At 45.1% G+C, this 23,123-nt stretch carries 14 protein-coding genes; 8 read left to right on the plus strand and 6 right to left on the minus strand.

The window, feature by feature from the left end:
• Nucleotides 1-29 precede the first annotated feature (29 nt).
• Entirely contained in the window at nucleotides 30-857 is an 828-nt protein-coding gene (locus Q5691_RS04565; RefSeq protein WP_333211982.1) for a DUF1963 domain-containing protein, read from the plus strand.
• A gap of 188 nt (nucleotides 858-1,045) precedes the next feature.
• On the opposite strand, the gene Q5691_RS04570 is transcribed toward Q5691_RS04565, so the two are convergent.
• The 3 genes from Q5691_RS04570 to ftsH3 form a co-directional block, all read right to left on the minus strand.
• Complete coding sequence (locus Q5691_RS04570) at nucleotides 1,046-1,567, minus strand: L,D-transpeptidase (RefSeq protein WP_333211981.1); 522 nt, start codon at nucleotides 1,565-1,567, stop codon at nucleotides 1,046-1,048.
• Nucleotides 1,568-1,668: 101 nt separating this feature from the next.
• Entirely contained in the window at nucleotides 1,669-2,307 is a 639-nt protein-coding gene (locus Q5691_RS04575) for a bifunctional 4-hydroxy-2-oxoglutarate aldolase/2-dehydro-3-deoxy-phosphogluconate aldolase (protein ID WP_333311735.1), read from the minus strand.
• A gap of 854 nt (nucleotides 2,308-3,161) precedes the next feature.
• Nucleotides 3,162-5,000 carry an ATP-dependent zinc metalloprotease FtsH3 gene (gene ftsH3 / locus Q5691_RS04580; protein WP_006633639.1) on the minus strand — a complete coding sequence of 613 codons (1,839 nt, stop codon included), beginning with the start codon at nucleotides 4,998-5,000 and terminating at the stop codon, nucleotides 3,162-3,164.
• Between the two features lie 445 nt (nucleotides 5,001-5,445).
• On the opposite strand from ftsH3, the gene Q5691_RS04585 reads away from it, so the two are divergent.
• The 5 genes from Q5691_RS04585 (at nucleotide 5,446) to Q5691_RS04605 (ending at nucleotide 17,419) form a co-directional block, all read left to right on the plus strand.
• Nucleotides 5,446-6,660, plus strand: a complete 1,215-nt coding sequence (locus Q5691_RS04585; RefSeq protein ID WP_333343997.1) for a transposase — start codon at nucleotides 5,446-5,448, stop codon at nucleotides 6,658-6,660.
• A gap of 77 nt (nucleotides 6,661-6,737) precedes the next feature.
• Nucleotides 6,738-9,689 carry a glycosyltransferase gene (locus Q5691_RS04590; RefSeq protein ID WP_333343998.1) on the plus strand — a complete coding sequence of 984 codons (2,952 nt, stop codon included), beginning with the start codon at nucleotides 6,738-6,740 and terminating at the stop codon, nucleotides 9,687-9,689.
• Between the two features lie 128 nt (nucleotides 9,690-9,817).
• Nucleotides 9,818-11,146, plus strand: coding sequence for a glycosyltransferase family 1 protein (locus Q5691_RS04595; RefSeq protein WP_333343999.1), 1,329 nt, complete (start codon nucleotides 9,818-9,820; stop codon nucleotides 11,144-11,146).
• 22 nt (nucleotides 11,147-11,168) lie between these two features.
• Nucleotides 11,169-15,455, plus strand: a complete 4,287-nt coding sequence (locus Q5691_RS04600; RefSeq protein WP_333344000.1) for an O-linked N-acetylglucosamine transferase family protein — start codon at nucleotides 11,169-11,171, stop codon at nucleotides 15,453-15,455.
• Between the two features lie 113 nt (nucleotides 15,456-15,568).
• Nucleotides 15,569-17,419, plus strand: coding sequence for a tetratricopeptide repeat protein (locus Q5691_RS04605; RefSeq protein WP_333344001.1), 1,851 nt, complete (start codon nucleotides 15,569-15,571; stop codon nucleotides 17,417-17,419).
• A gap of 61 nt (nucleotides 17,420-17,480) precedes the next feature.
• Here the strand turns inward: Q5691_RS04605 and Q5691_RS04610 are convergent, their stop codons facing one another.
• Together Q5691_RS04610 and Q5691_RS04615 are read right to left on the minus strand one after the other, a co-directional pair.
• Nucleotides 17,481-18,374, minus strand: a complete 894-nt coding sequence (locus Q5691_RS04610; protein ID WP_333344002.1) for a CNNM domain-containing protein — start codon at nucleotides 18,372-18,374, stop codon at nucleotides 17,481-17,483.
• Between the two features lie 319 nt (nucleotides 18,375-18,693).
• Nucleotides 18,694-19,779: a hypothetical protein gene (locus Q5691_RS04615; protein WP_333311740.1), complete on the minus strand. Its 1,086-nt coding sequence runs from the start codon at nucleotides 19,777-19,779 to the stop codon at nucleotides 18,694-18,696.
• A 111-nt stretch (nucleotides 19,780-19,890) separates the two neighbouring features.
• Between Q5691_RS04615 and Q5691_RS04620 the strand changes: the two genes are divergently transcribed.
• A complete protein-coding gene (locus Q5691_RS04620) occupies nucleotides 19,891-20,799 on the plus strand; it encodes a YihY/virulence factor BrkB family protein (RefSeq protein ID WP_333311741.1) in 909 nt (302 codons plus the stop codon).
• 404 nt (nucleotides 20,800-21,203) lie between these two features.
• Nucleotides 21,204-22,220, plus strand: a complete 1,017-nt coding sequence (locus tag Q5691_RS04625) for a glycoside hydrolase family 104 protein (protein WP_333311742.1) — start codon at nucleotides 21,204-21,206, stop codon at nucleotides 22,218-22,220.
• A gap of 116 nt (nucleotides 22,221-22,336) precedes the next feature.
• Here Q5691_RS04625 and Q5691_RS04630 read toward each other — a convergent pair whose 3' ends face one another.
• The gene (locus Q5691_RS04630) at nucleotides 22,337-23,053 is read right to left on the minus strand and encodes a DevA family ABC transporter ATP-binding protein (RefSeq protein WP_333344003.1); all 717 of its coding nucleotides are present in this window, start codon (nucleotides 23,051-23,053) and stop codon (nucleotides 22,337-22,339) included.
• Nucleotides 23,054-23,123: the final 70 nt, after the last annotated feature.

Raw genomic sequence — 23,123 nt, forward strand, 5'->3', positions numbered from 1 at the left:
GTGTCCAAAACTAAAATTATTAAAAGCAGATGAACTACAAACTAGAATGTCCACTCTCTCCAGAACTAGAAAAGTATCGCGACAGAATCGAAGCTACCATTAAACCTTACATCGAAATTCAAACCCAGAATAATGATGACGTTAATTGGTGGCAGAGTAAATTTGGGGGATTGCCCTATTTACCTAAAGGCTTTGAATATCCCAAAACTTGTGACGGTAAATATTTATTTTTGCTAGCGCAACTCAACTTTGATGAAATACCGCCTTTAGATGGTTTTCCCGATCGGGGTATCTTACAGTTCTATATAGCTGACGATGACCTATATGGTTTAAATTTGGACAATTCTGCCAATGCAGATAATCATACAATCGAAGACCAATTCAAAATAATCTATTTTCCTCAGCCCGACTTCAAAGTTGAAAACATCATTACCAATTATGATTTTTTGCCGGAACCCGAATATTTTCCTGTTCAGGGCTGTTACGGCTTGCAATTTACTAAAAAATATGCGCCGATTAGTACAAATGACTACCAATTTACCGAACTTTTAGGATCGGAAATTGAAGAGTTATTTATGAACTCTGAAATAGAGGATGAGTACCTAGAAATATCACAACCCGTTGGTCATAAAATAGGTGGTTATCCTGATTTTACACAAGAGGACGTAAGAAAATATAGTAATACATCTGAGCAAAAACAAAAGCTAGACATTCTTCTATTGCAAATGGATACCGATTGCAATGAGACAGTAGATATCATGTGGGGAGACACTGGTGTAGGTAACTTTTTTATTGATGAATCAGCACTCAGAGAATTAGATTTTAGTGAGGTTTTATATAATTGGGATTGTGCTTGAAGGCAGTAATGAAGTAAGCAAGCTAAAAAAACCAGAACTGATGAACTCCGATCGAATAAACCGGGTTTTTGACCGAATCTACGGCTGTAACGCAGTATTTCCCAAAAAAACCCGGTTTCTGACCATCGGTGCATAAGTTCTAATAATGTTCGACTATGCCCGATGCCCGATTCCCAATTCCCAATTCCCTAAACCTGAGATTTGTGCACAACCACGGGTGTTCCCACCGAGGCCCATTCAAATAGCCATTTAGCGTGATTGACAGCTACATTTGTGCAGCCGTGAGTAACGGGATTGCCAAACAAATTGTGCCAGTAAGCGCCGTGAATTGCCATGCCTCCGTCGTAATACATTGTATAGGGAACGTCGGGTACGTCGTAGTCCGGCCCAGTCATTCTAGTAACGCGGTGTTTGGTTTCAACGGCAAAGGTTCCCGTGCGGGTGGGAGTCGATGATTTGCCGCTGGAAATAATCACGGCGTAAACGGGTGTATTTCCTTCCCAAGCTATTAACCTTTGTCTTGACAAATCTATTTCTATCCAGCGTTCGCTGGATTGCTGCAACAGCATAATTTTATTGGCAATTATGTTGTGCTGTTCGCTGGCAAATGCGGTCATTGAACCGCCGCAGAATGTAGCAAAAGTGAGGGCGAAGCCGGCACAGAAAGTTCCAGCGCGACGGAAGTAAGTTGAGTTAATAATCCTGTTCATTTCTCACACCTCGTACTATTTTAGATTTTAGGTTTTAGATTTTAGATTGGCTTGTCCTATTTTAGATTTTAGATTTGAAATGTTGGATTGGGAAAGTGGACTTAACAAGTTGTTAAGTTTTGGGCGAGAGTTCGGGCAATTTGGACGATCGCCCGCCAATCGCGATTTTCCACTAAGTGTTTAGGAAATAAGTCTCCGGCTAAACCCACGGCGATCGCCCCGGCGTCAATAAATACTTTGGCATTTTCCAGCGTCACCCCGCCAGTGGGAATTAAAGGAATGTTTCCCAGGGGGCCTTGCAGGCTTTTCAGGTAAGCCGCGCCTCCCAAAGCCGATATCGGAAATACTTTAACGCAGGTAGCGCCTGCTTGCCACGCCGTCACAATTTCCGTGGGAGAAAAAGCACCGGGGACGATCGGCACTCCGGCGTCAACTGCTGTTTTAATCATCGCTAAATCGGTGTGCGGAGTAAACAGAAATTGAGCGCCGCAGTCTATTGCTTGTTGCAACTCTTTTAAGTTTAATAAAGTGCCGGTACCAATACTCAAAGTAGGAAATTCTGACCGGAGTTCGGCAATTAATTCAGCAGCTTTGTGCGTGTTCCAAGTGATTTCAATAAACTGGATTCCTCCTGCTGCTACCGCTTTTGCCATCTGGGAAGCGAGTTCTTTTTCGGAGGAGCGGATAACTGCGATCGCGCGGTGTTTTTTTAGTAGTGTCAGCCAAAATTGATGATTCATACAATTTTAGATTTTAGATTTTAGATTTTAGATTTCAGCGTGCTCAGTCGAAGGATTTTAAATTGGGCAGATCCCAAATTTGAAACTCCTATCATTCTGACTCGCATCTAATTTTAATACAGGTTGCTAACTTCGATATATGGCAAATTACAATATGTGCGACGTTCAATTTTTAACGGACAATCTAGGCAACAAAACCGCTGCAATTGTTGACCTCAAAAACCACATAGATTTTTGAGCTGACGGCGTTGCTGATTTACGGTAGGAAAGGGTAAATATGCAAATCATAGAAACCAGTATCTATAAAGCTTCTGGATTTTCAACTAATTTTTTCATACCCTGATTAAGCAACGCCGAGCTGACGTGCTGGCTGAATGCGGCGAACCGACAGACTTTCTGTTTTTATATCAATTCCTGTTGTATCGGAATGATGAAACCGCAGAGGAAACAGAGGATACAGAGAAAGGGAAGAGAGAGATGAATAATTCCGATGCCAACGGATTTGATATTAGTTGAGTCTTAAGGCTAAAAAATCGCCTTACTGCTTGACTTCCAGTACCCAGACGATATCTGGGAGGATGTTGAGGACTGTCGGATTATTGAATATAGAAAAGATGAAAGAAGATTTCCCTGGGAATAATTTAAGCCCCAGCTTGAGGGAAAGCGTATGTTGAATGTCTGATTGCTTGGCTATTCTTTAGATTAAATCTAAAATCCAAAATTTAAAATCTAAAATCGCTCGATCGCGCTCATAAAAAAATCGGGGCGATTCCAGACAATCCCAGAATCACCCCAATTATTGATTTCAAACTTTAGATTTCATCTAAAATCCAAAATCCACAATCCAAAATTGATTAGGCGATCGTCGCCATTTTCACATCGCTATTAGCTAATAAATTTTGCAATTCATCCGCATCCACAGTTTCCTTTTCAACTAGCATATCTGCCAAAGCATTAAGGACGTGGCGGTTGCCGACGAGTACATCTTTAGCGCGACGGTAAGCTTGTTCTACCAACAAACGCACTTCATCGTCGATCGTCGCTGCGGTTTCTTCCGAGAAATCGCGTTCAGCCATAATATCGCGACCCATGAACATATTGCCTTGTTGACGACCGAGAGCTACAGGGCCTAGCCGATCGCTCATTCCGAAGCGAGTCACCATTTGCCGCGCTACTCTTGCCACTTGCTGCAAGTCGTTAGATGCCCCAGTCGTTACTTCTTCTTCGCCGAAGACAATTTCTTCAGCAATGCGGCCGCCCAAAGCTACCGCCATTTGATTTTGCAAGTAAGACCGAGAATACAAGCCAGAATCCATCCGATCTTCGCTGGGTGTGAACCAAGTCAAACCGCCAGCGCGGCCGCGGGGGATAATGCTAATTTTCTGCACCGGGTCATAATCGGGCATCAGCGCGCCGACTAAAGCGTGACCGGCTTCGTGGTAAGCTACCAAAGTTTTGCGCTTTTCGCTCATCACGCGGTCTTTCTTTTCCGGGCCAGCGAGCACGCGGTCGATCGCGTCGTTGACTTCATCCATCGAGACTTCGGTCAAGTTGCGACGGGCGGCTAAAATTGCTGCTTCGTTGAGTAGGTTGGACAAATCCGCACCTGTGAAACCGGGTGTCCGGCGGGCGATTTTTTCCAAGTCCACGTCTTTGGACAAAGTTTTGCCGCGGGCGTGAACGTTGAGAATTTCTAGGCGGCCTCCGAAGTCGGGGCGATCGACTACAACTTGGCGATCGAAGCGACCCGGACGCAGCAGCGCCGCATCGAGCACGTCGGGGCGGTTTGTGGCAGCAATCAAAATGATGCCAGTATTGCCCTCAAAGCCGTCCATTTCTGTCAGCAACTGGTTCAGGGTTTGTTCCCGTTCGTCGTTACCACCGCCCAAACCAGCGCCCCGCTGGCGGCCTACTGCGTCAATTTCATCGATAAATACGATACAAGGAGCGTTCGATTTAGCTTGTTCAAACAAGTCACGGACGCGGGAAGCACCGACACCCACGAACATTTCCACAAATTCTGAACCGGAAATCGAGAAGAAGGGAACGCCTGCTTCTCCAGCCACTGCTTTTGCCAGCAGGGTTTTACCAGTTCCGGGAGGGCCGACCAGCAGCACGCCTTTGGGGATTTTTGCTCCGACTGCGGTGAAGCGGTCTGCATTTTTCAGGAAGTCCACGACTTCTGCGAGCTCTAGCTTGGCTTGTTCGATGCCCGCCACGTCGCCGAAAGTTACCTGAGTTTGTGGCTCCATTTGGACTCTAGCTTTGGATTTGCCGAAGTTCATGGCTTGGTTGCCGGGCCCGTTTTGCGCGCGCCGCACCAGGAAAAACAGTCCGACCAAAAGCAAGATCGGGAAGAACAGGCTGCTGAGGGCTTTTACCCAGAAGCCTTCGTCGCTTTGGGGCAGAACTGAAATATCTACGTTATTTTTGGTCAGGATGTTGATCAGTTCGGGGTCGTTCGGCAGGTTAACGAGTACCTTGTTTCCGTCCTGGGCTGTGACCAGGGCTTTGCTGCGATCGGAACTGATATTTATTTTGTCTACTCTCTTGCCTTCGACTTCCTGAATGAATTGACTGTACTTCCAAACTTCGCGGCTTGGGGGCTGTTTGTCAAAAAAAGCCGTTGCTAAGGCAATGACTACAATAGCCAGCAGTGCGTACAGGCCAGCGTTTCTCCACCGTTTATTCACCGAGGTCGATCCTCCTAATTTTTAGTCCCTGTGATTTGGGAATTTTTATTTATGTTCATCAATCTTAACGTAATTGTAACTTGTTTTTGTGTGGTGAGGAATCCCGGCCATGCTGCGGCGGTCTGATGTGAGGTCGTGGAAACCGAACTGCCCTGAGCGTCGTCAGGAGATGCGGGTGCTGTCTTAATCGTTGAATTTTCGCCTACACTATAAGACAGAATTTGTCAATAGATTGTCTCTCGATCGACTGATAAATTAACTTGTTCGCAGTTGCACGCTCTTTGCACCGCGTGGCATTGAAACGCAACTTCTGTTTAGACCGACAATGTGACCGGAAATTTGGGTGCAAGCCCCTTCTTCAGTGGCCGGCTTTAATTATTTTATTGAAAAAGCGTCCCGACGTTCGCTCATGGTTGTGGTAGAGTCAGGTAGGAGGATAGAGCAAATGTTTAATTTAACCTACGAATTCAAACTTAAACCAACAACGGGACAGACAGCAATCTTTGAGGATTGGCTAGAACAATGCCGTCGCGTGTATAACTACGCATTAGCTGAACGTAAAGACTGGTTTAAGTCTCGTAGTTGTCAGATTAACGCTTGCTCTATCCGATCTGAATTCATCATAGGAGCTGAAACAAAACGACCAACTTATGCCAGCCAGTGCAAAAGTTTAACTACGGCTAGGGCAAACATACCTGCTTTGGCTGCTGTTCAGGTACACGTTCTACAACAGACACTGAAAAGACTTGAAAAAGCTTTTGTAAGTATGTGGGAACAAAAGCACGGTTTCCCTCGCTTTAAGAAAGCAGGAACAATGCGATCGTTTGTATTCCCACAATTGGGGGTTAACCCCGTCCAAAATCAAGCGGTGAAGCTTCCTAAGATTGGTTTGGTTAAGTTTCATCAATCACGGACTATCCCTGATGGTGCAACGATGAAGCAAGCAAGGATAGTCCGTAGGGTTAGCGGTTGGTACGTGATGTTAACCCTACAATGGGACGTTTCAGCGCCAAATCCAATGCCCCACGGTGAAGGTATCGGAATTGATGTTGGATTAACTAATTTCATAGCAACTTCTAACGGTCTTTTAGTCAAGCGCCAAAGATTTTTTAAAGACGCAGAACGCAAGCTTAAATTGCTGCAACAACGTGTCTGTCGTAAAAAACTAGGTTCTAACAATTGGCGTAAAGCTCAAAAAAAAGTCGCAAAACTGCATGAGTACGTTGCTAACAGTCGGAAAGATTGGCATCGTAAATTATCTCATCAAATCTGTCAAAATGTAGGAATGATTTTCGTTGAGGATCTGAATCTGATTGGGTTCTCTAGGGCGATGCTAGGGAAACATTGCTTAGACGCAAGCTGGGGTCAGTTCTTCACGATCCTAGAGCAAACTTGTTTGAAATATGGCGTGTACTTTCAGAAGGTAAGCGCCCACAAGACAAGTCAGACTTGCCCTAACTGCCTAACGGAAACGGGTAAAAAAGAGCTGTCAGAACGTACTCATTCATGCTTGAATTGCGGCTATACAACCGACAGAGACGTTGCAGCAGCCCAAGTAGTTCTAATTAGAGGACTTGCAGCCGTAGGGCATACGGTCAAGATGCTTTCTGAGGGTAAATTCGTCGGAATCCCTGCGAAGAAAGAATCTCCATGCCTTTAGGCTGGGGTATGTCAAGTATAAATTAAGATGCACCGATCGCAATTCACCGATCGCCAATAGCCCAAGGAAAACTCAAAATGTCAGATTCGCAAGATACTTTCATTTTCAACGGTCAACGGCTCGCCTACAACCGGCTCAAGCACAACAACTATCCCGCCTCGGAGAGAGCGGTAGAAATACCAATAGCCTACAACTTTATTGCCGGATTGAAGGATAAAAGCAGACTGCTGGAAGTGGGTAACGTGCTGCAATATTACCCCGAACTGATCCCGACAGATATTGCCGAAATTCAAGCTAGAAGAATTATCGACAAATACGAAACTGCTGTGGGAGTAGACAAAATTGATTTAATGGATGCCGATCCTGAAGAGAAGTATAGCGGTATAATTTGCATCTCTACAGTAGAACACATAGGACAAGGATCTGACCCAAGTGAAGCTTACGGTGAAGAGCAGGAAAAATATGATTGGCAAGGGCCTTTAAAGGCGATCGCCAAAATCTACGATTTGCTGTCAGATCACGGTAGAGCGCTGATTACAGTACCCTTCGGTAAATTCCTCGAAAGGGGGTGGTATATCCAATTCAGTCAAGATTACTTAAATCTCTTATTTGAGCCATACAATATTCCTAAAAATGCGGTCAGTGCCAGTTATTTAAAATTAGTTAAAGTTGACCCATCCCAGCCGCAGCCTTCAGTTTGGGAACAAGCAAATCCCGAAGAACTTGTTAGCGCACAATACAATGCACCTTTTCCTTTTGCCAATGCGATCGCCGTCCTAGATATTACCAAAATTCCCGCAACTCGAGGGGCATTGACTCAACCCCCAACCGCCGACAAACAGCCGCTAGTATTTAGTAGAGTAACAAGCAAGCTGTGCGTCAACCGAGACTTCGAGACAGATTACTATGAGCATTGGATAGACAAACTCCAAGCTTCCAAAACTATTCACCGCAAAAATTGGGAGTGGGTTGTCATGTCTCAAGCTTTGAATGAAAGAGGATTTCTCAAACCCGGAAAAAAAGGCATGGGTTTTGCGGTTGGTAACGAACCGCTACCGTCAGCATTCGCTTCTTTAGGGTGCGAAATTGTCGCCACCGACCAAAATTACGACATTCCGGAAGCCCAGGAACACTGGGCCACAACAGATCAACTTTGTCGCGGCAAACAAGCACTTAATGAAAAGCAAATCTGCCCGCCAGAAACCTTTGACAAACTTGTCAGCTTCCGCGAAGTTGACATGAATAATATCCCCGAAGACTTAAAGCAAGGTGAGTTCGATTTTATTTGGTCTTCCTGTGCCTTTGAGCATATAGGTTCGATCGAACACGGACTCAGATTTGCCAAAGAATCTCTGAAATGCTTAAAGCCCGGCGGTATGGCAATTCATACAACAGAGTTCAACTGTTCATCAAATGAAGGAACCTTAAACACAGACAATTTAGTATTCTTCAGACACAGAGACATTCAGCGTTTAATCAGCGAACTAACAGCCGAGGGATATCGCGTAGAACCTCCAGATTACTGGATGGGCGACAGCAAATACGATTTGACGCCGATGAAAGATCTTAGCAATCAATGGGCACCGCACCTGAAAATAGAATTGGGCGGTTACATTGCAACTTCCTTGCTTTTAATAATCCACAAACCCCAGGAAATATCTGCCGAATCTTACCCGCCAGTCTATGCGTATAGCGAAAAACAGCAGGAGTTGATCAAGATTTTTTATGACATATCCGTACTGGGATACGGACACTACGATTCGCGTTCTCGAACCGGTGTTGCCAGAGTCATCGAGAATATCGCATCGGGTTTAATTGCCTCGAAAGAGTTGGATTTATCTTTTTGCGCGACTAATTCTTGGTACGCCGTGAAGTCTTGCCTGGATTACTTGCAGACTCAGCCGAATTTTCGCGGGATACCTTTGGCTCACTCCAGCTTTTTCAAAAACTTTGAAAGCAAATTAATGGAGCTTTACAAGATGTTAGAAAACCGGGAAAAAATCTTCCCGGAACACAGCCAAGAACCCCAATCCAAACTTTTAACAGACAACTTAAAAAAATACCTCTCAAATTCGATCGGCATTTCAAAGCAACGCAGCCATTTAATCGACCAGGAGAGCTTGAGCGAAGCCGATATTTTCCACGCGACATTCTATCAGATTCCCAACCAAGCACGCGAGTGCAAAAAAGTCAAAAAAATTGCCACTGTTTACGATTTGATTCCCATCCTATTGTCGCAGTTATTTATCGGTAAAAATGATGAGGATTATCAGAGAATGCAGGCATCTTTAAACAGCTTAACGGCCGAGGATTACATTCTCTGCATATCTCAAGCCACCAAAAACGATTTGCTAAATCACGTCAAACTCAACCCGGAAAGAGTTTTGGTAACTCATCTCGCGGCAAATACCGCTTTATTTTACCGCTGTAACGATGCGGAAAATATGGCATCTGTCAAGCACAAATACGGCATTCCCGACGCACCGTATATCTTGGGTGTCAGCACATTAGAACCTCGGAAAAACCTCGAACACGTCATCCGCTGTTTCGCAAAAGTCGTGCAGCAACAAGGTATCAAAGACCTCAACTTAGTTTTAGTCGGTGCCAAAGGTTGGGAGTACGAAAAAATATTTCAAGAAATTGCTAACTTCGGTCTCTCAAAAGACCGTATCATTATAACTGGCTATGTAGCTGATGAAGATTTAGCCGTCATCTACAGCGGTGCGATGGTTTTTGTTTACCCGTCGCTGTATGAAGGTTTCGGTTTGCCGCCTTTAGAAGCAATGCAGTGCGGGATTCCTGTGCTCACCTCGAATAATTCATCGTTTCCCGAAGTAGTCGGCGATGCGGGAGTTATGCTTAATCCGACAGATGCTGACGGACTTTGCCACAGCATCCTAACACTGTACCGTACACCTGCTTTGCGGCAAGAAATGTCTTTAAAGTCGCTAGCACAAGCGAAAAAGTTTAGCTGGGAAAGGTGCACTCAGGAGACAATTGCTGCTTACAAAACAGCTTTGTCTGGTTGAGAAATCCCAGCAGGTTGACTGCGTAATTCCAGTCTGTCATTCGCAAGTGTGGCGAAGAATCTCAACCCTTTTCAACACCGCCATTGAGTGCGTAAGTCCTGTAAGTGTACGAAGCGAGTTAACCGAGTATGTCAATTGCACGGGAGAATCAAATTAAAGTTATTTACGATATCTCTGTCCTCGGACAGGGACACATGCACCAGCGCGCTAGAACCGGCATTTTTAGAGTTGTTGAAAGTATTGCTGAGAATTTAGCAAACTCGAAAGAATGCGATTTGTTATTTTGTGTCAGTCAGTATTTGCATTTGTTGGATGCGAGTTTCGATTATCTGGAAACGAATCCAAAATTAGCGGGTATTCCCCTGCTGCATTCGAGCTTTGCCAGGGTTTTTTACAGGCAGCTACTCGATGTTTACAATATGCTGGGTCTTCAAATCCAAGCAAATGAGGCGGGCAATGCTGTCGCGGAAAAAGCTGTTTTTGACCATTTGAAGAACAATTTACAAAATGCCGTTCAAATCATGGGTGGTTCCTGTGTTCCGGTAGATGCTAATAATTTAGAGTCAGCAGATATTTTTCACTCGCCCTACGATGAAATCCCTGTTTGGGCAAAGCAAACAAGTAAAGCTCAGATTTTTTTGACTATCTATGACTTGATTCCTATTTTGTACCCGCAGTTTCTGCTGAGCGAGCAAATCCCTTTACTTTACAAAAAAACCTTAGCAAGCATCTCTCAAAAAGATTGGGTGATTTGCATATCGCATTGTACTAAGAATGATCTTTGCAACTATCTAAAAATTGACGAATCGAGAGTTATTGTCACTCACTTAGCTGCGGAACCGAGTATATTTTATCCTTGTCGCGATACTGCAAAGATTGCCTCGATTCGCAGCAAATACGGGATTCCTGATACGGGTTACATTTTGAGTTTGGGTACGCTAGAACCTCGGAAAAATATAGACCACGCTATCCGCTGTTTTGCTCAACTGATTCAGGAACAAAAAATCAAAGATTTGTATCTGGTGTTAGTGGGGACTCCGGGGTGGAAATATGACAAAATTATGGCAGAAGTTTCCAAGCAGGGTTTATTGAAAGAGCGGATAATTTTTACTGGATACGTGCCAGAATCAGATTTGGCAGCTCTTTACAGCGGTGCTTTAGCTTTTGTATATCCTTCTTTTTACGAAGGTTTTGGTTTGCCGCCTTTGGAAGCGATGCAGTGCGGAGTACCGGTGATTACCTCAAATACATCTTCGCTTCCCGAAGTAGTTGGGGAAGCGGGAATTATGGTAGATCCAAAAGATACCGACGCGCTTTGTCATAGTATGCTAGAAATCTACAACAAATCATCGCTGCGAGAAAGTATGTCTTCCAAATCTTTGGCACAAGCTAAACTTTTTAGCTGGCAAAGGTGTACTGACGAAACTATCGCTGCTTATCGAACTGCTTTATCGTAATTTTACAGGAAACTCACTAATCATGAAAATAGTTATTGACGGCATATTTTTTCAAAGCCAGCAAAAAAGTGGGATTGCTCGCGTTTGGCAGTCTTTGATGGAAGAATGGGTAAAAAGCGGTTTCGCTGAGCATATAGTAATGCTGGATCGCGCAGGCACTGTACCGAAGATTGCCGGCATTCAATATCGCTCGATTCCGGTTTACGATTACAACAAAACCGATGCTGACAAACAAATGTTGCAGCAAATGTGCGATCGAGAAAATGCAGATTTATTTGTTTCTACCTACTATACAACACCCATTTCGACGCGATCGGCATTTGTCGCCTACGATATGATACCCGAAGTTACGGGAGGCGACCTGAATAATCCCATGTGGCGAGAAAAACATCATGCTATCCGCCAAGCATCTTCCTACATCGCCATTTCCCAAAGCACGGCCCGCGACTTAGTAAAGTTTTTCCCCGAAATATCTCCCGCATCAATTACTGTCGCTCACTGCGGCATTCAAAAACATTTTTATCCTTCTAATCTAGCAGAAATAGAAGCATTTAAAACTGCACACCGGATTGATAAACCCTACTTTTTGATAGTGGGAGAAAGATTGGGATTCAACGGTTATAAAAATACGATCGCTTTTTTTCAAGCTTTATCGAGACTCAGCAGCAAGTCGGGATTTGATGTTGTTTGTACTAGCGGTCAACCTTCGCTAGAACCTAAATTACAACCGTACACTGCTGGTGTAAACGTCCATCTGCTGTATTTGGGCGACGCTGAATTAAGAGCAGCTTACTCGGGTGCGATCGCCCTCATATTTCCCTCAAGATATGAAGGTTTCGGACTGCCAATATTGGAAGCAATGACTTGCGGTTGTCCCGTCGTCACTTGCCCCAACAGCTCGATTCCAGAAGTAGCAGGCGAAGCAGCATTTTATGTAGGTGAAAATGATGTTAATGCACTGGGAAATGCCCTGCTTGATGTGCAGAAACCGGATATTCGCAACTCGTTAATTGCTGCCGGACTTGGACAATCCCGCAAATTTTCTTGGTCAAAAATGGCAACAACAGTTAGTTCAGCGTTGATGCAAGCCTGCGGGAGCGAACATAAAATCTCGGCAAAATCGCCGCAAAATTCAATCTTATTGTCAAGCATTATCGAGGAATACCAGAAAAATTCCGCTGATTTATCTGCACTAGAAAATGTCCGCCAAGCTAGAAAACAAATTGCTGCAATTTGGCTTAGCTTACCAGCCGAACAAGTTGCAAATGCCTTTGCCGGCGAAGCAGGCAAACAGCACCAAGCGCTGCTGACCAGCGACATTAGATATGAACCGCTAACTGATACAGAAGAGACTTTGGTGAGCGAATTAGTCGCCAATGTGGCGAAAGGATTTAACGAGCCAAAAGCCATCAATTACCTGCTCGCAGCCATGCTGTACCGACGGGCAGACCAATTGCCGATCAAGTACGAGCGCGCTACAGTGCCTAATTGGTTCGCCAACGAATATCTCAAATTCATGTTTACTTGTCCGAACGTATTTCAAACCAGAGGAGAAGCAGACACTTACTATCAATTCATCCAAGGCTGGATTGATTACTTACATACTAATTTGTTCAAAAATGCAGATTCGCCACTTTGGCAGAATATTGCTTTGTTGTTCGCGCAAGTTGCCAACTTTATCCCGCTTTATTTTACCACGGCAAACCTACGCGATATTTACACCAAACGGGCGGAAATTATTGAGTTTTCGCTCAAAAATCGCGGCAGTTCAATTGATTGTATATTCCCGGCGCGATCGCCAAATCGGACAAAAATCCGTGTGGGCATCATCAACGACCATTTCGTGCCGCAAACCGAAACCTTCGCCACAATCCCGGTTTTCGAGCATTTAAACCGCAACGAGTTCGAGATATACCTGTACGCGCTCAACACCAGCGGCCACCAATTAGAACAATACTGTCAAAGTCGCGCCGACAAACTGGTTGCACTTCCGAAAGACTTTGCATCGCAAGTCCAAACAATCCGCGCCGACGACTTAGATATCCTGTTTTTCGGTACGAATTTAACAGCTATTAACAAACCGCTGACTTCACTAGCAATGCACCGTTTAGCGCGGGTACAAACTACATCTTTCTGTTCCCCGACAACCACCGGAATCCGGCACATGGATTACTACATCGCAGGTCAATTTACTGCGCCGGATGCTAGTTATCAAGAACAATATCGCGAACAGTTGGCTGTTCTTCAAGGCAGCGGTTTTTGTTTCACATACGCAACAGAATCGGAAGTAGCTACAGTTAAACCTACCCGCCAAAGTCTGGGGATTTCAGACAATACAACCGTTTTTATCTCCGGCGCTAACTTCTACAAAATTCTGCCGGAGTTGAGGGAGAGTTGGGTGAAAATTCTAGCTGCTGTACCCGATTCAATCTTGATTTTATATCCCTTCGGGCCGGCTTGGACTCGCACCTATCCAGCGACACCTTTTGTCAACAATCTGAATGCTGTTTGCGCTAAATACGGGGTCAATAACAACCGCTTGCGGTTCGTAAAACAACTGCCTAGTCGCGCGGATGTGAAAGAATTTTTGCAGCTAGCAGATGTTTATCTCGATTCCTATCCTTATGCTGGGGCAACATCGTTAATTGATCCTTTGCAAGTAGGATTGCCGGCGGTGGTTGTGGAAGGAAATGCTTTGCGGTTCCGCCAAGGTTCGGCGATGCTGCGGGAACTGCAAATGCCTGATTTAATTGCGTACGACGAAGCATCTTACATTCAGCTAGCCGTTACCCTCGGCACTAACCCGCAATTGCGGCAGCAAAAACGGCAGGAAATTCAGCAAAAAATGCAAGCTAATCCGGCTTGTTTTGACAGTGTGGCATACTCTGGGGCGATCGGCAAATTATTCCAAGAACTGTTTTGCCAATGGCAAACCAGCCACCTGGAAGCATCGCGAAACTTACAGGATAGCATTCCCAAGCAGCCAGATTTGGACGAGATTCTCTCGAATGCCCTCAAGCTTTACCAACGAAACTCCTCAAACATTTCAGCAATATCCGAACTGCGTCAAATCCGCAAACAAATCGCTGATTTTTGGCTGAACCTTCCCACTGAAAACCTGGAAACCGCTTACAAAAGCGCTTCAGGTAACAGCTATAAAATCCTGCTAAAAAGCGATTTCCAACGTCAACCGATGATCGAAAGCGAACAAATATTTTTGCAGCAATTAACCCAGATTAGCAAAGGATTAGTGCATCCCAAAGCTGTCAACGCCTTACTCGCGGCGATGCTGTATTTCCCGCCGGAAACTATGCGAATTCCCGCCGCTCGCAACCGTTTGCCGCACTGGTTAATTGGGGATTACGAACAAGTTTTTGAGACGGAAGCCGCCGCCAAGTCTGATTCAACTTCTGACTTGCTCGCTCAATACATTCAATCCCGGCAATTTGTGAATCAACTGTTAGGATGCGTCAATCTTTACCGCATTGATCCGTCAGACGAATCGGTAGTTTTGGAACTCCGCCAAATCAGGAAACAAATGGCTGATTTTTGGCTGACTGTTCCTTCGGAGAAACTAGAAAATTTTTACCGAGGACAAGTTCGCAAGGGATATCAAGCAATTCTTAGCTGCGGCTTGCAAGCAGAATCGATGACTGAAGTCGAACAGCAGTTTTTGCACAAATTGACTGAAATTAGCAAAGGGTTGGTGCAGCCTCAAGCTATCAATGCTCTGCTGGGGGCAATGCTGTATTTTGTACCGGGTAAAATGCGGGTTCCCGATGCTCGCACCCGCTTACCCCAGTGGTTGCTTGAAGATTACGAAAAGGTGTTTGAAAGCGCATTGGCGACCACAGAACAAACAGTGATCCAACAAGATTATATGCCGCAGTTTCTCAATGAATTAACTGCTGCCGTCAATCTCTATGAAATTGACCCGACGGATGAATTGGTAATAGCAGATTTGCGGCATATTCGCAAGCAAATTGCCGATTTGTGGCTGAGCGTTTCCGGCGAACAAGTAGAAGTTTTGTACCGGAGCGATTTGGGCAAGGGTTACAAAGCAATTCTGGGCAGCGGGTTTATTAACGAGCCGCTGAATGAGAGCGATCGCGAGTTTTTTAACTCGTTGGTTGTTGAGTTGAGTAAAGGGTTTGAAGGGCCGAAAGCTGTGAATAATTTGTTGGCGGCGATGCTGTATTGTCGCCCTGGACAGTTGCGGGTTCAGGATGCGAATACTTGTTTGCCTCCGTGGTTGTTGGCGGATTACGAGAAGTTGGTTGGGGGTGCGGTAAAGGTTGCTGTTGGGTGAAAAAGTGCGTTAGCGAAGCCCTCGAAGAGGATCGCGCTGCTGTTTACATCGGTACTATTCACTGGTATAATATCTAAAATTACTACCGAAGTTTCCATTTTCTTCTACAACAGATGAACAGCACCAGCGATCGAGACTCCAATTCCAACAGCAGTTCGGATGCAGGAGCGATCGCCCGCAAGGATATTTCAGCGCTCAACCGCCAAGCTGCTGTATATTTTACTCAGGGGAAGTTTGCAGAAGCGATCGCACTTTGCCATCAAGTCATCATCATCAAACCGGATTGCGCTTTAGCCTACGACATTCTGGGTGCTGCTCTCATGTCACAGAAAAAAGCAGCCCCGGCTATTCGCTCGTTTTCTCAAGCCCTAGCAATCAATCCTAACTCAGCACAAATCCTTGCTAAATTAGGCTATTGTTTGGTTGCAGAGGGGCGACTGGATGAAGCAATAACTACTTACCAAAAAGCCCTTCAGTTAAACCCGAATTGGGCTGATGTTTATTTGAGAATGGGCAAGGTATTGAGTCAGCAAAACCGCTGGGAGGAAGCTTTAGATTGTTGGCTTAAAGTTGCTCAAATCGCTCCGACAAGCATTAGTTCCCAGTCATTCTTAGAGTTAGGAAATTTTCATTTTACTCAAGGTAAATTAGATATGGCGAGCGCTTGTTACCGCCAGTCGATTTCTCATAAACCCGACTGTAAGTTGAGTTACTTAAACTTAGGAGTTGTCCTCAAAAAGCAAGGAAAAATCCCAGAAGCGATCGCTACTTGGATTCAACTCCTTCAAATTTTGCCGTCTGTGGACGAAGCTTACTACTATTTATTCAAATTATTTACACATTTAGGTAGAAAAGATGAGGCTATGGCTTGTTACTACAGCGCAATTCCTGTGCACCTAATTCGTGAATTTTGCCCTTCTAGCCTCGATAGTCAGTTAGTTACCTCTACATCAAAGGCGAAAATACCTGTTCTATCCCCGCAATTTCTACCCAGCGAAAACCTTGACTCTAATTCCCCAGCAAGTGAGGGTGAAAACGCACAACCATTTGTAGCTGTTATCCCTAACGGACGTGCTTGGGGAGATAAATTTACTCGGGCCGTCATTACTTCAGACGATCGGCTGTTAGAGGATATATCTACAGGTAGTCCCAGTTTGATTATCTCTTCAGATCGGTTGCCTCCCCCGGTTGCAATTGAAGGAACAGTAGCTTTTTTCGCGAAAAACTACTGTCACAATTATTATCACTGGATGTTTGAGTTTTTGCCACAGATGGAATTGCTCCGCCGATCGGGTATAGATATAGGTAGTATCGATAAATTTGCTGTCAATCATTGTTGCTTCCCGTTTCAGAGAGAAACAGTCAGCTTGTTGGGTATTCCGTTAGAAAAAATTGTAGAAATCGATAATAATAATAATCACATTCAAGCTCGTCAATTACTGGTGAGCACTGTCATCAGAGAAAGTACAAAATGGGCCTGCGATTTTCTCAGAAGAGAATTTTTAAATGATTCCATCATTGGCTTGCAGAAAAAACAGCGAATTTTTATATCTCGCAAAGAAAGACGCAGAGTGATTAATGAAGATGAATTAGTGGCATTTTTAAGTAAGTTTGGCTTTAAGAGTCTCGCGCCCGAATCACTGTCTGTTGCCGAACAAGTATCGCTGTTTGCTGCTGCTGAAGTTGTAATCGGAGTTCACGGTGCGGCTCTGACTAACACAGTGTTTTGCAGTCCAGGTACTAAAGTTATAGAAATATTTGCACCGGATTATGTCAACCCTTGTTACCGCAAACTTAGCAGTCAAGTTGGTCTCGAATACTGGGAATTTATCGGCGAAAGGGTTCTCGATCTTGACTCGCACAACCAGCAGGAGGGAGGGGAGAAAATTCACTACGTATTTGAAGATATTTTAGTCAATATTGCTGCGTTATTAAATATGATGAAATTGGCAGGTGCGATCTAGCCACCCTAAATGATTCCTGTAGCTTCTTCCAGGCAGAGCCTGGAAATTAAAAAAGGTTAATTCAATTCAACACCAGTTCTGGCTGCTGAGTCTCAAACAAAGGGCTAGTTACCTGACGCAGCAGCACTGTTTCTAAACTGCCTTCTACTACATTTGCTGCTTCTATTTCCAACTCGCCCCACAATAGCCGATCGCCTTGATTGGGAATTTTACCTAAATTGTGGATCACGAATCCGGCGATTGTTTGGTACGCTTGGTTAGTTGGCAAGTTTAATCCCAGTTTTTCGTTAACTGCTGTCACTTCCCAATTGCCAGAAATGAGTGCCGAATGAGCATCTTTTTGAACGAAAGTTGCCTGGGAAGATGACAGCAGCGGTTGAGACTCTTTACTGGTAATCCAACCAGTCAGCAGCCACACGGTACCGTTGAGAATTACTAGCAGCGGCCACAGTAATTTTGAGCAGAGTTCGAGGGCCGGCATCAGCAGCAAAGCGGTACGTTCTGGGGCGTGGGTTGCTAATACTTTGGGGATGAGTTCTCCTAAGACTATTTCTACGTAAGTTACTAAGATAAAAGCTACGGGAACTGCGATCGAATGAGCAGTCAGCACGGCCGGCAAATGACCGATCGGCAATTTCTCGATCCACGGTTCGATCCAGTGTACAGTCGCTCCCTCACCCAACCAACCCAGCAGCAAACTCCCTGCTGTTGTGCCAGTTTGAGTCACAGACAGGTAATGCGGTATGTTGTTTTGAGCTTGGTGGACGAGTTGGGCGGTTTTAGCGGTTGGGCGATCGTCCAAGTGGGCAAGTTGGCGGATTTGATGGCGATCGGCTGATACTAATGCTAGTTCGGACGCCACAAAAAAGGCGATTAAAAGTGTTAAGCCCACCAACATTGCTAACCTCAGCATTGTTTGAGCGACTTCTACTTCCAGGCAAGTAAGGTTGTTCAAAATAGATATCTAATATGATAGATGTTTTAAGTTAATTCTTTTATTTTAGCTTGGGATTCAGATATGTTTATCCCCCGACATTTCGGATATCCCCACTACCCTTATTCGTAGGTGCACCGAGGCGCACCTTACCCGTAGAACTTGCAAACTCTTTCTCTTCTCTTCCTTCGCGCCCTTCGCGTCTTCGCGGTTCGTTTTAACTGAGATATTGCACCATTCTCAATTACTTGTTTAGGAACAGGCATCTTGCCTGTTCTTGACAATGGTGCAAGATGTGAGTAAAAAAATCTAATTCACAAAGCCGGAACTCATTGCTGTATCAACTCTCCCTTACTCCCCTGAGCGAGTTAATTTCCGTAAAAGTCTGCACCGGATCGGACTTCAATCCGCCTTGAATGTAATTCAACTTCACTTCTTCTAACAAATCCGACAGCAGCGACTGCAATTCCGCGAGAGTTTTCTCATCTTGCAATTCCCGTCGCAAACTTTGATTAAATTCTTGGCTGAAATTATCGAGAATTTTTCTACCTTTATCGTCTTCATAAGTAGTAGCTACCACATCCACAGCAGTTTGAGCCAAATAATTCGCTAACTGTTCCGTCATCTCCGTCGGCAAAATGTTAATCGGAGAGAAAGTTTGCAGGATTTGATAGAAATCCGACTGTTTGATTGTTGTTTCCAAATTGTGGTGCAGCAAATCTTCCAAATCCGGTTGCACCTGCGGCAAAACTTTGTAAATTGTCAGATCCAAAATCCGCTTGGTAATTTGTTCGATCGTATTTTCTTGATTGACGTGAAGGTACGGCTGCTGCGCCAGCAACATCTGCGCCGCGTCGCCCTGTTTGATCGAACTTTTAGCTTGATTGATAAACCGCACCATCATGTATTCCGACATCGTATTGGCTAAATAAGCCACCGGTTCGTAGGTAACTTGAGTAACTACGCGATCGAGATTTACCAAACCCGACTTGTGCAGCCGCACCAATACCGGCAGAATCCGCCACCCCTGCCAAATCGGGATCACCAGAAACACTTCATACCAGCGCCTCAGCACAAAATTAAACCAAGTTACCCCCGGTTTACGGCGGGTGTGGAACAGACTTTTAATCAAAAATTCCGCCCCAAAAAAACCGATAAAAAACGTATCAATTCGCCAAAACTGGTCAGCGCTTTTCAAATATTCGGGATTTTGCAAACTCGAATCAATGCCTTTAATCGGGTCATAAATTTTAACTAAACCCGGAAAATAGCTCTGATAAACAGGACGCAACTGAAGGTAACTGAAATGGAAAAGCACCAGCAAGAAATTGACCACCGCTACTAATGCGCTCATTTTGGCCCAAGAAATTGCTTTTTTGGACATTTTTCCCTCGGTGTTGTTAACTGTTGTGTGGGAATCTGACATAAAAATAATCTTCCGAATTTGCTACTCGATAAATCTATCTTGTGGCTGAGGCTAAAAGACTCTTAACCTAGTATAATTCCTTATACTCAAAGTATAAGGAAACCAAATGCCGTGAAATTAAAAACAGTCATATCGCTGCTCAAAGAAACTTTTACTGAATGGCAAGAAGATAAAGCCCCAACCTTAGCCGCCGCCCTAGCCTATTACACAGTCTTCTCCCTAGCCCCGCTGCTAATTATCGTAATTGCGATCGCCGGTTTAGTCTTTGGTGCAGACGCAGCCCAAGGTCAAATCGTCGCCCAACTCCAAAGCTTAATCGGGAAAGATGGGGCCGAAACCGTCCAAGAACTAATCCTCAAAGCCTCCGAACCAAAGTCGGGAATGATTGCTACTTTAATCGGTATCGCTACACTTTTGTGGGGGGCTTCCAATGTGTTTACTAATCTCAAAGAAGCCCTCAATACTATTTGGAATGTTTCACCGCCTCCTGGACGCGGGATCTGGGGATTTCTGCAAGATCGCGTATTGTCTTTTGCAATGATTTTAGGCATAGGCTTTCTACTGCTAGTATCTTTAGTAATTAGTGCCATTTTAGCCGCCGTTAGCTATTGGTTGAACGGCTTGCTGCACTTACCAGTCGGCATTTGGCAGGTTGTGGACTTTGCTCTCTCCTTTGGCGTAGTTACGCTGCTTTTTGCCTTAATTTACAAACTTTTGCCCGATGTCAATCTTGCCTGGAATGATGTTTGGATCGGCGCCGCCATCACCTCAGTGCTATTTACGATCGGCAAATCCTTAATTGGAGTTTACCTAGGTGGTAGCGGTATTGCCTCTACCTACGGTGCTGCTGGCTCGTTCGTGATTATCTTACTTTGGATCAATTATTCGGCTCAGATTCTCTTCTTAGGTGCTGAGTTTACTCAAGTTTGGGCTAACCGCTACGGTTCCCTGATGCTGGCAAAACGCAAAAATTTGCTCAGCATTCAAGCTGAGGAATCCTCCGGGCCCAAACACCGGTAGAATTCTTAATATTAGATACAAAAAAATGCGATCGCTCGCTTTTGAGCCAGCCGGATGCCAGTACCTTGAAACCTATGTCAGTTGGGATGGCGAGGTCTGTCGAATCACTAAATTTTAGACTCAAACCATCGCCCAATCTGCCCGTGAACTTGACCGGGCGAACACTTAGTAGTATCACTGGATATGGTTGAAACCAGTTTATCTTGATCCCTATCGCTGCCCTTCGGTGATGACCGAAAAATTTGAAGTTTGCGATCGCCCCGAAAGAGATTTGTTTCCTTGCCAGTCCCCAATTTCAACAGTGAAACCAATCTCAAGTCCACAAACTGGGATATTTCAACCTGAACTGATATCAGGAGGTACTTTTGTACGCATCAAAACATCTGGGAAGCCACCTGCTCCCTATGTCAGACATGGAGCTAATTCGCCTGTGGGTAAACCGCAAACCCCCCCGCAACCGGCGCTTTAGCTGGCAGGCGGCCAACCATTTTCGAGTGTTTGTCGCAAAACCGCTGGCACAAGTTACTCTGACAGATGTGGAGACTTTCGCCAGAGCGATGAGATCTCGGAAACTTCCACCGCGTTTCTACCAGCAAACCTTGCTAGCGCTGAAATCGCTGTTCGCCTTCGGCCAGCAAACGAAAATTTTGCCCGCAACACTCCCCCTTCACCGGTGGCCGGTTCTGCGCCGGAATCACTCCAAACTCCTTCGTTTTCAACTCTCTTGGGGTTTCTTAATCTGTTTGTGCTTTTTCTTGGGTCGAATGACGCCGAGGCTGTTGTGGGGACAATCGGTCTCGGCAGGAAGCTCGCCCGCCCCGAAACGCCTGCAGGAAGTTGCGGCGCTCGATTCACCAGACAAACGAGAGGATAACATCGATCGCGATCGAGCACCAGAAACTGCAACCCTGAATTCACCAGCTCCCAGACAGGATAGCAGACTCGATAGCATCAGCCCGGAACGTCGAGTCAAAGCCTTTCTCGACACCATCGCAGCCGCCGAAGGAACCGCTAGCCCCGACGGCTACCGCACCCAGTACACCGGTACAAAATTTGTCAGCTTTCAAGATCATCCCAGGGAAATGAGGTGCGGCCGCCGCTATGGCAAAAAACTCTGTTCCGACGCAGCGGGGCGATATCAGTTTCTCAGCACCACTTGGGACAGATTTGCTAAAAAATTTGGTGTCCGCGATTTCAGCCCTCAAAATCAAGATTTGATGGCTATAGAGTTAATCCGAGAAAAAGGCGCATTAGAAGATATAGAAGCGGGTCGATTGGAGTCAGCAGTCAGAAAACTCGCTTACATCTGGCCTTCTTTTAGGCGTTATGGCGGTTCCGTGGAATCGTCGATGCCCAAACTCGAAGCAATGTACCTGCAAAATTTGGGGATTTACCGGCAAGGATTGGTTGTTAGAAATTAGTCAACAGTTCCAGGACAAGTTTAGATTGGGGTTGGGCAATTTTGGATTAAATTTTGACATCCAAAATTGAAAATGGGGGAGTTATGGGTGATGTCTATTCTTCGGAAATTTAAAAATTAGGCTAATTTTCCATCTTCCATGTGAAGGATGCGATCGGCAATATCCAAAATTCGGTTATCGTGGGTTACTAACAAAATAGTACAACCCTGCTCTTTGGCAAGTTGCTGCATCAAATTCACCACTTCGCGACCGGATTTGCTGTCCAGGGCGGCTGTCGGTTCGTCCGCTAAAACAATTTGCGGTTGACTGACCAAAGCGCGGGCGATCGCAACTCTTTGTTTCTGTCCTCCCGACAAATCATCTGGATAATAGTTAATCCGCTGTTCCAGCCCTACTAACTCTAGCATTTTTGCAGAGCGATCGCGCATTTGGGAACGCGACAAATTCCCGTGAACTTCCAAACCCATCTGCACGTTTTGCAGCGCCGTCAAACTGCGGTGTAAATTGTGCGCCTGAAAAATATAACCAATTTTGCGCCGCGCCTTTACCAATTGGTCTGCACTCGCTTTGCACATTTCTTGACCGATAATTTTGAGACTTCCCGATTGACCTGATCTCAGTCCGCCAATCAAAGTTAAAAGCGTAGTTTTTCCCGAACCGGAAGGCCCCGTCATCAGCACGATTTCACCTGCATTAATGTCGAGATCAATGTCAAAAAGTACCTGTTTTCGCAGTTGACCTTGACCAAAGTAGTGGTTGAGTTGGTGCGCGGAAATTATAGGTGCAGGAATCTGTAATGCGTTGGTTGTCGGGTAGAGAGTAGTAGAGTTCATAACTTTTTGATTTGAGGTTTGAAGTTTTAAACTTAATCGTTTTTGCCGCCGATAATGCAGAGGGAAAACA

Origin of the sequence: Microcoleus sp. w1-18aA5, from assembly GCF_036701705.1 — a bacterium.
Lineage (GTDB): Bacteria > Cyanobacteriota > Cyanobacteriia > Cyanobacteriales > Microcoleaceae > Microcoleus.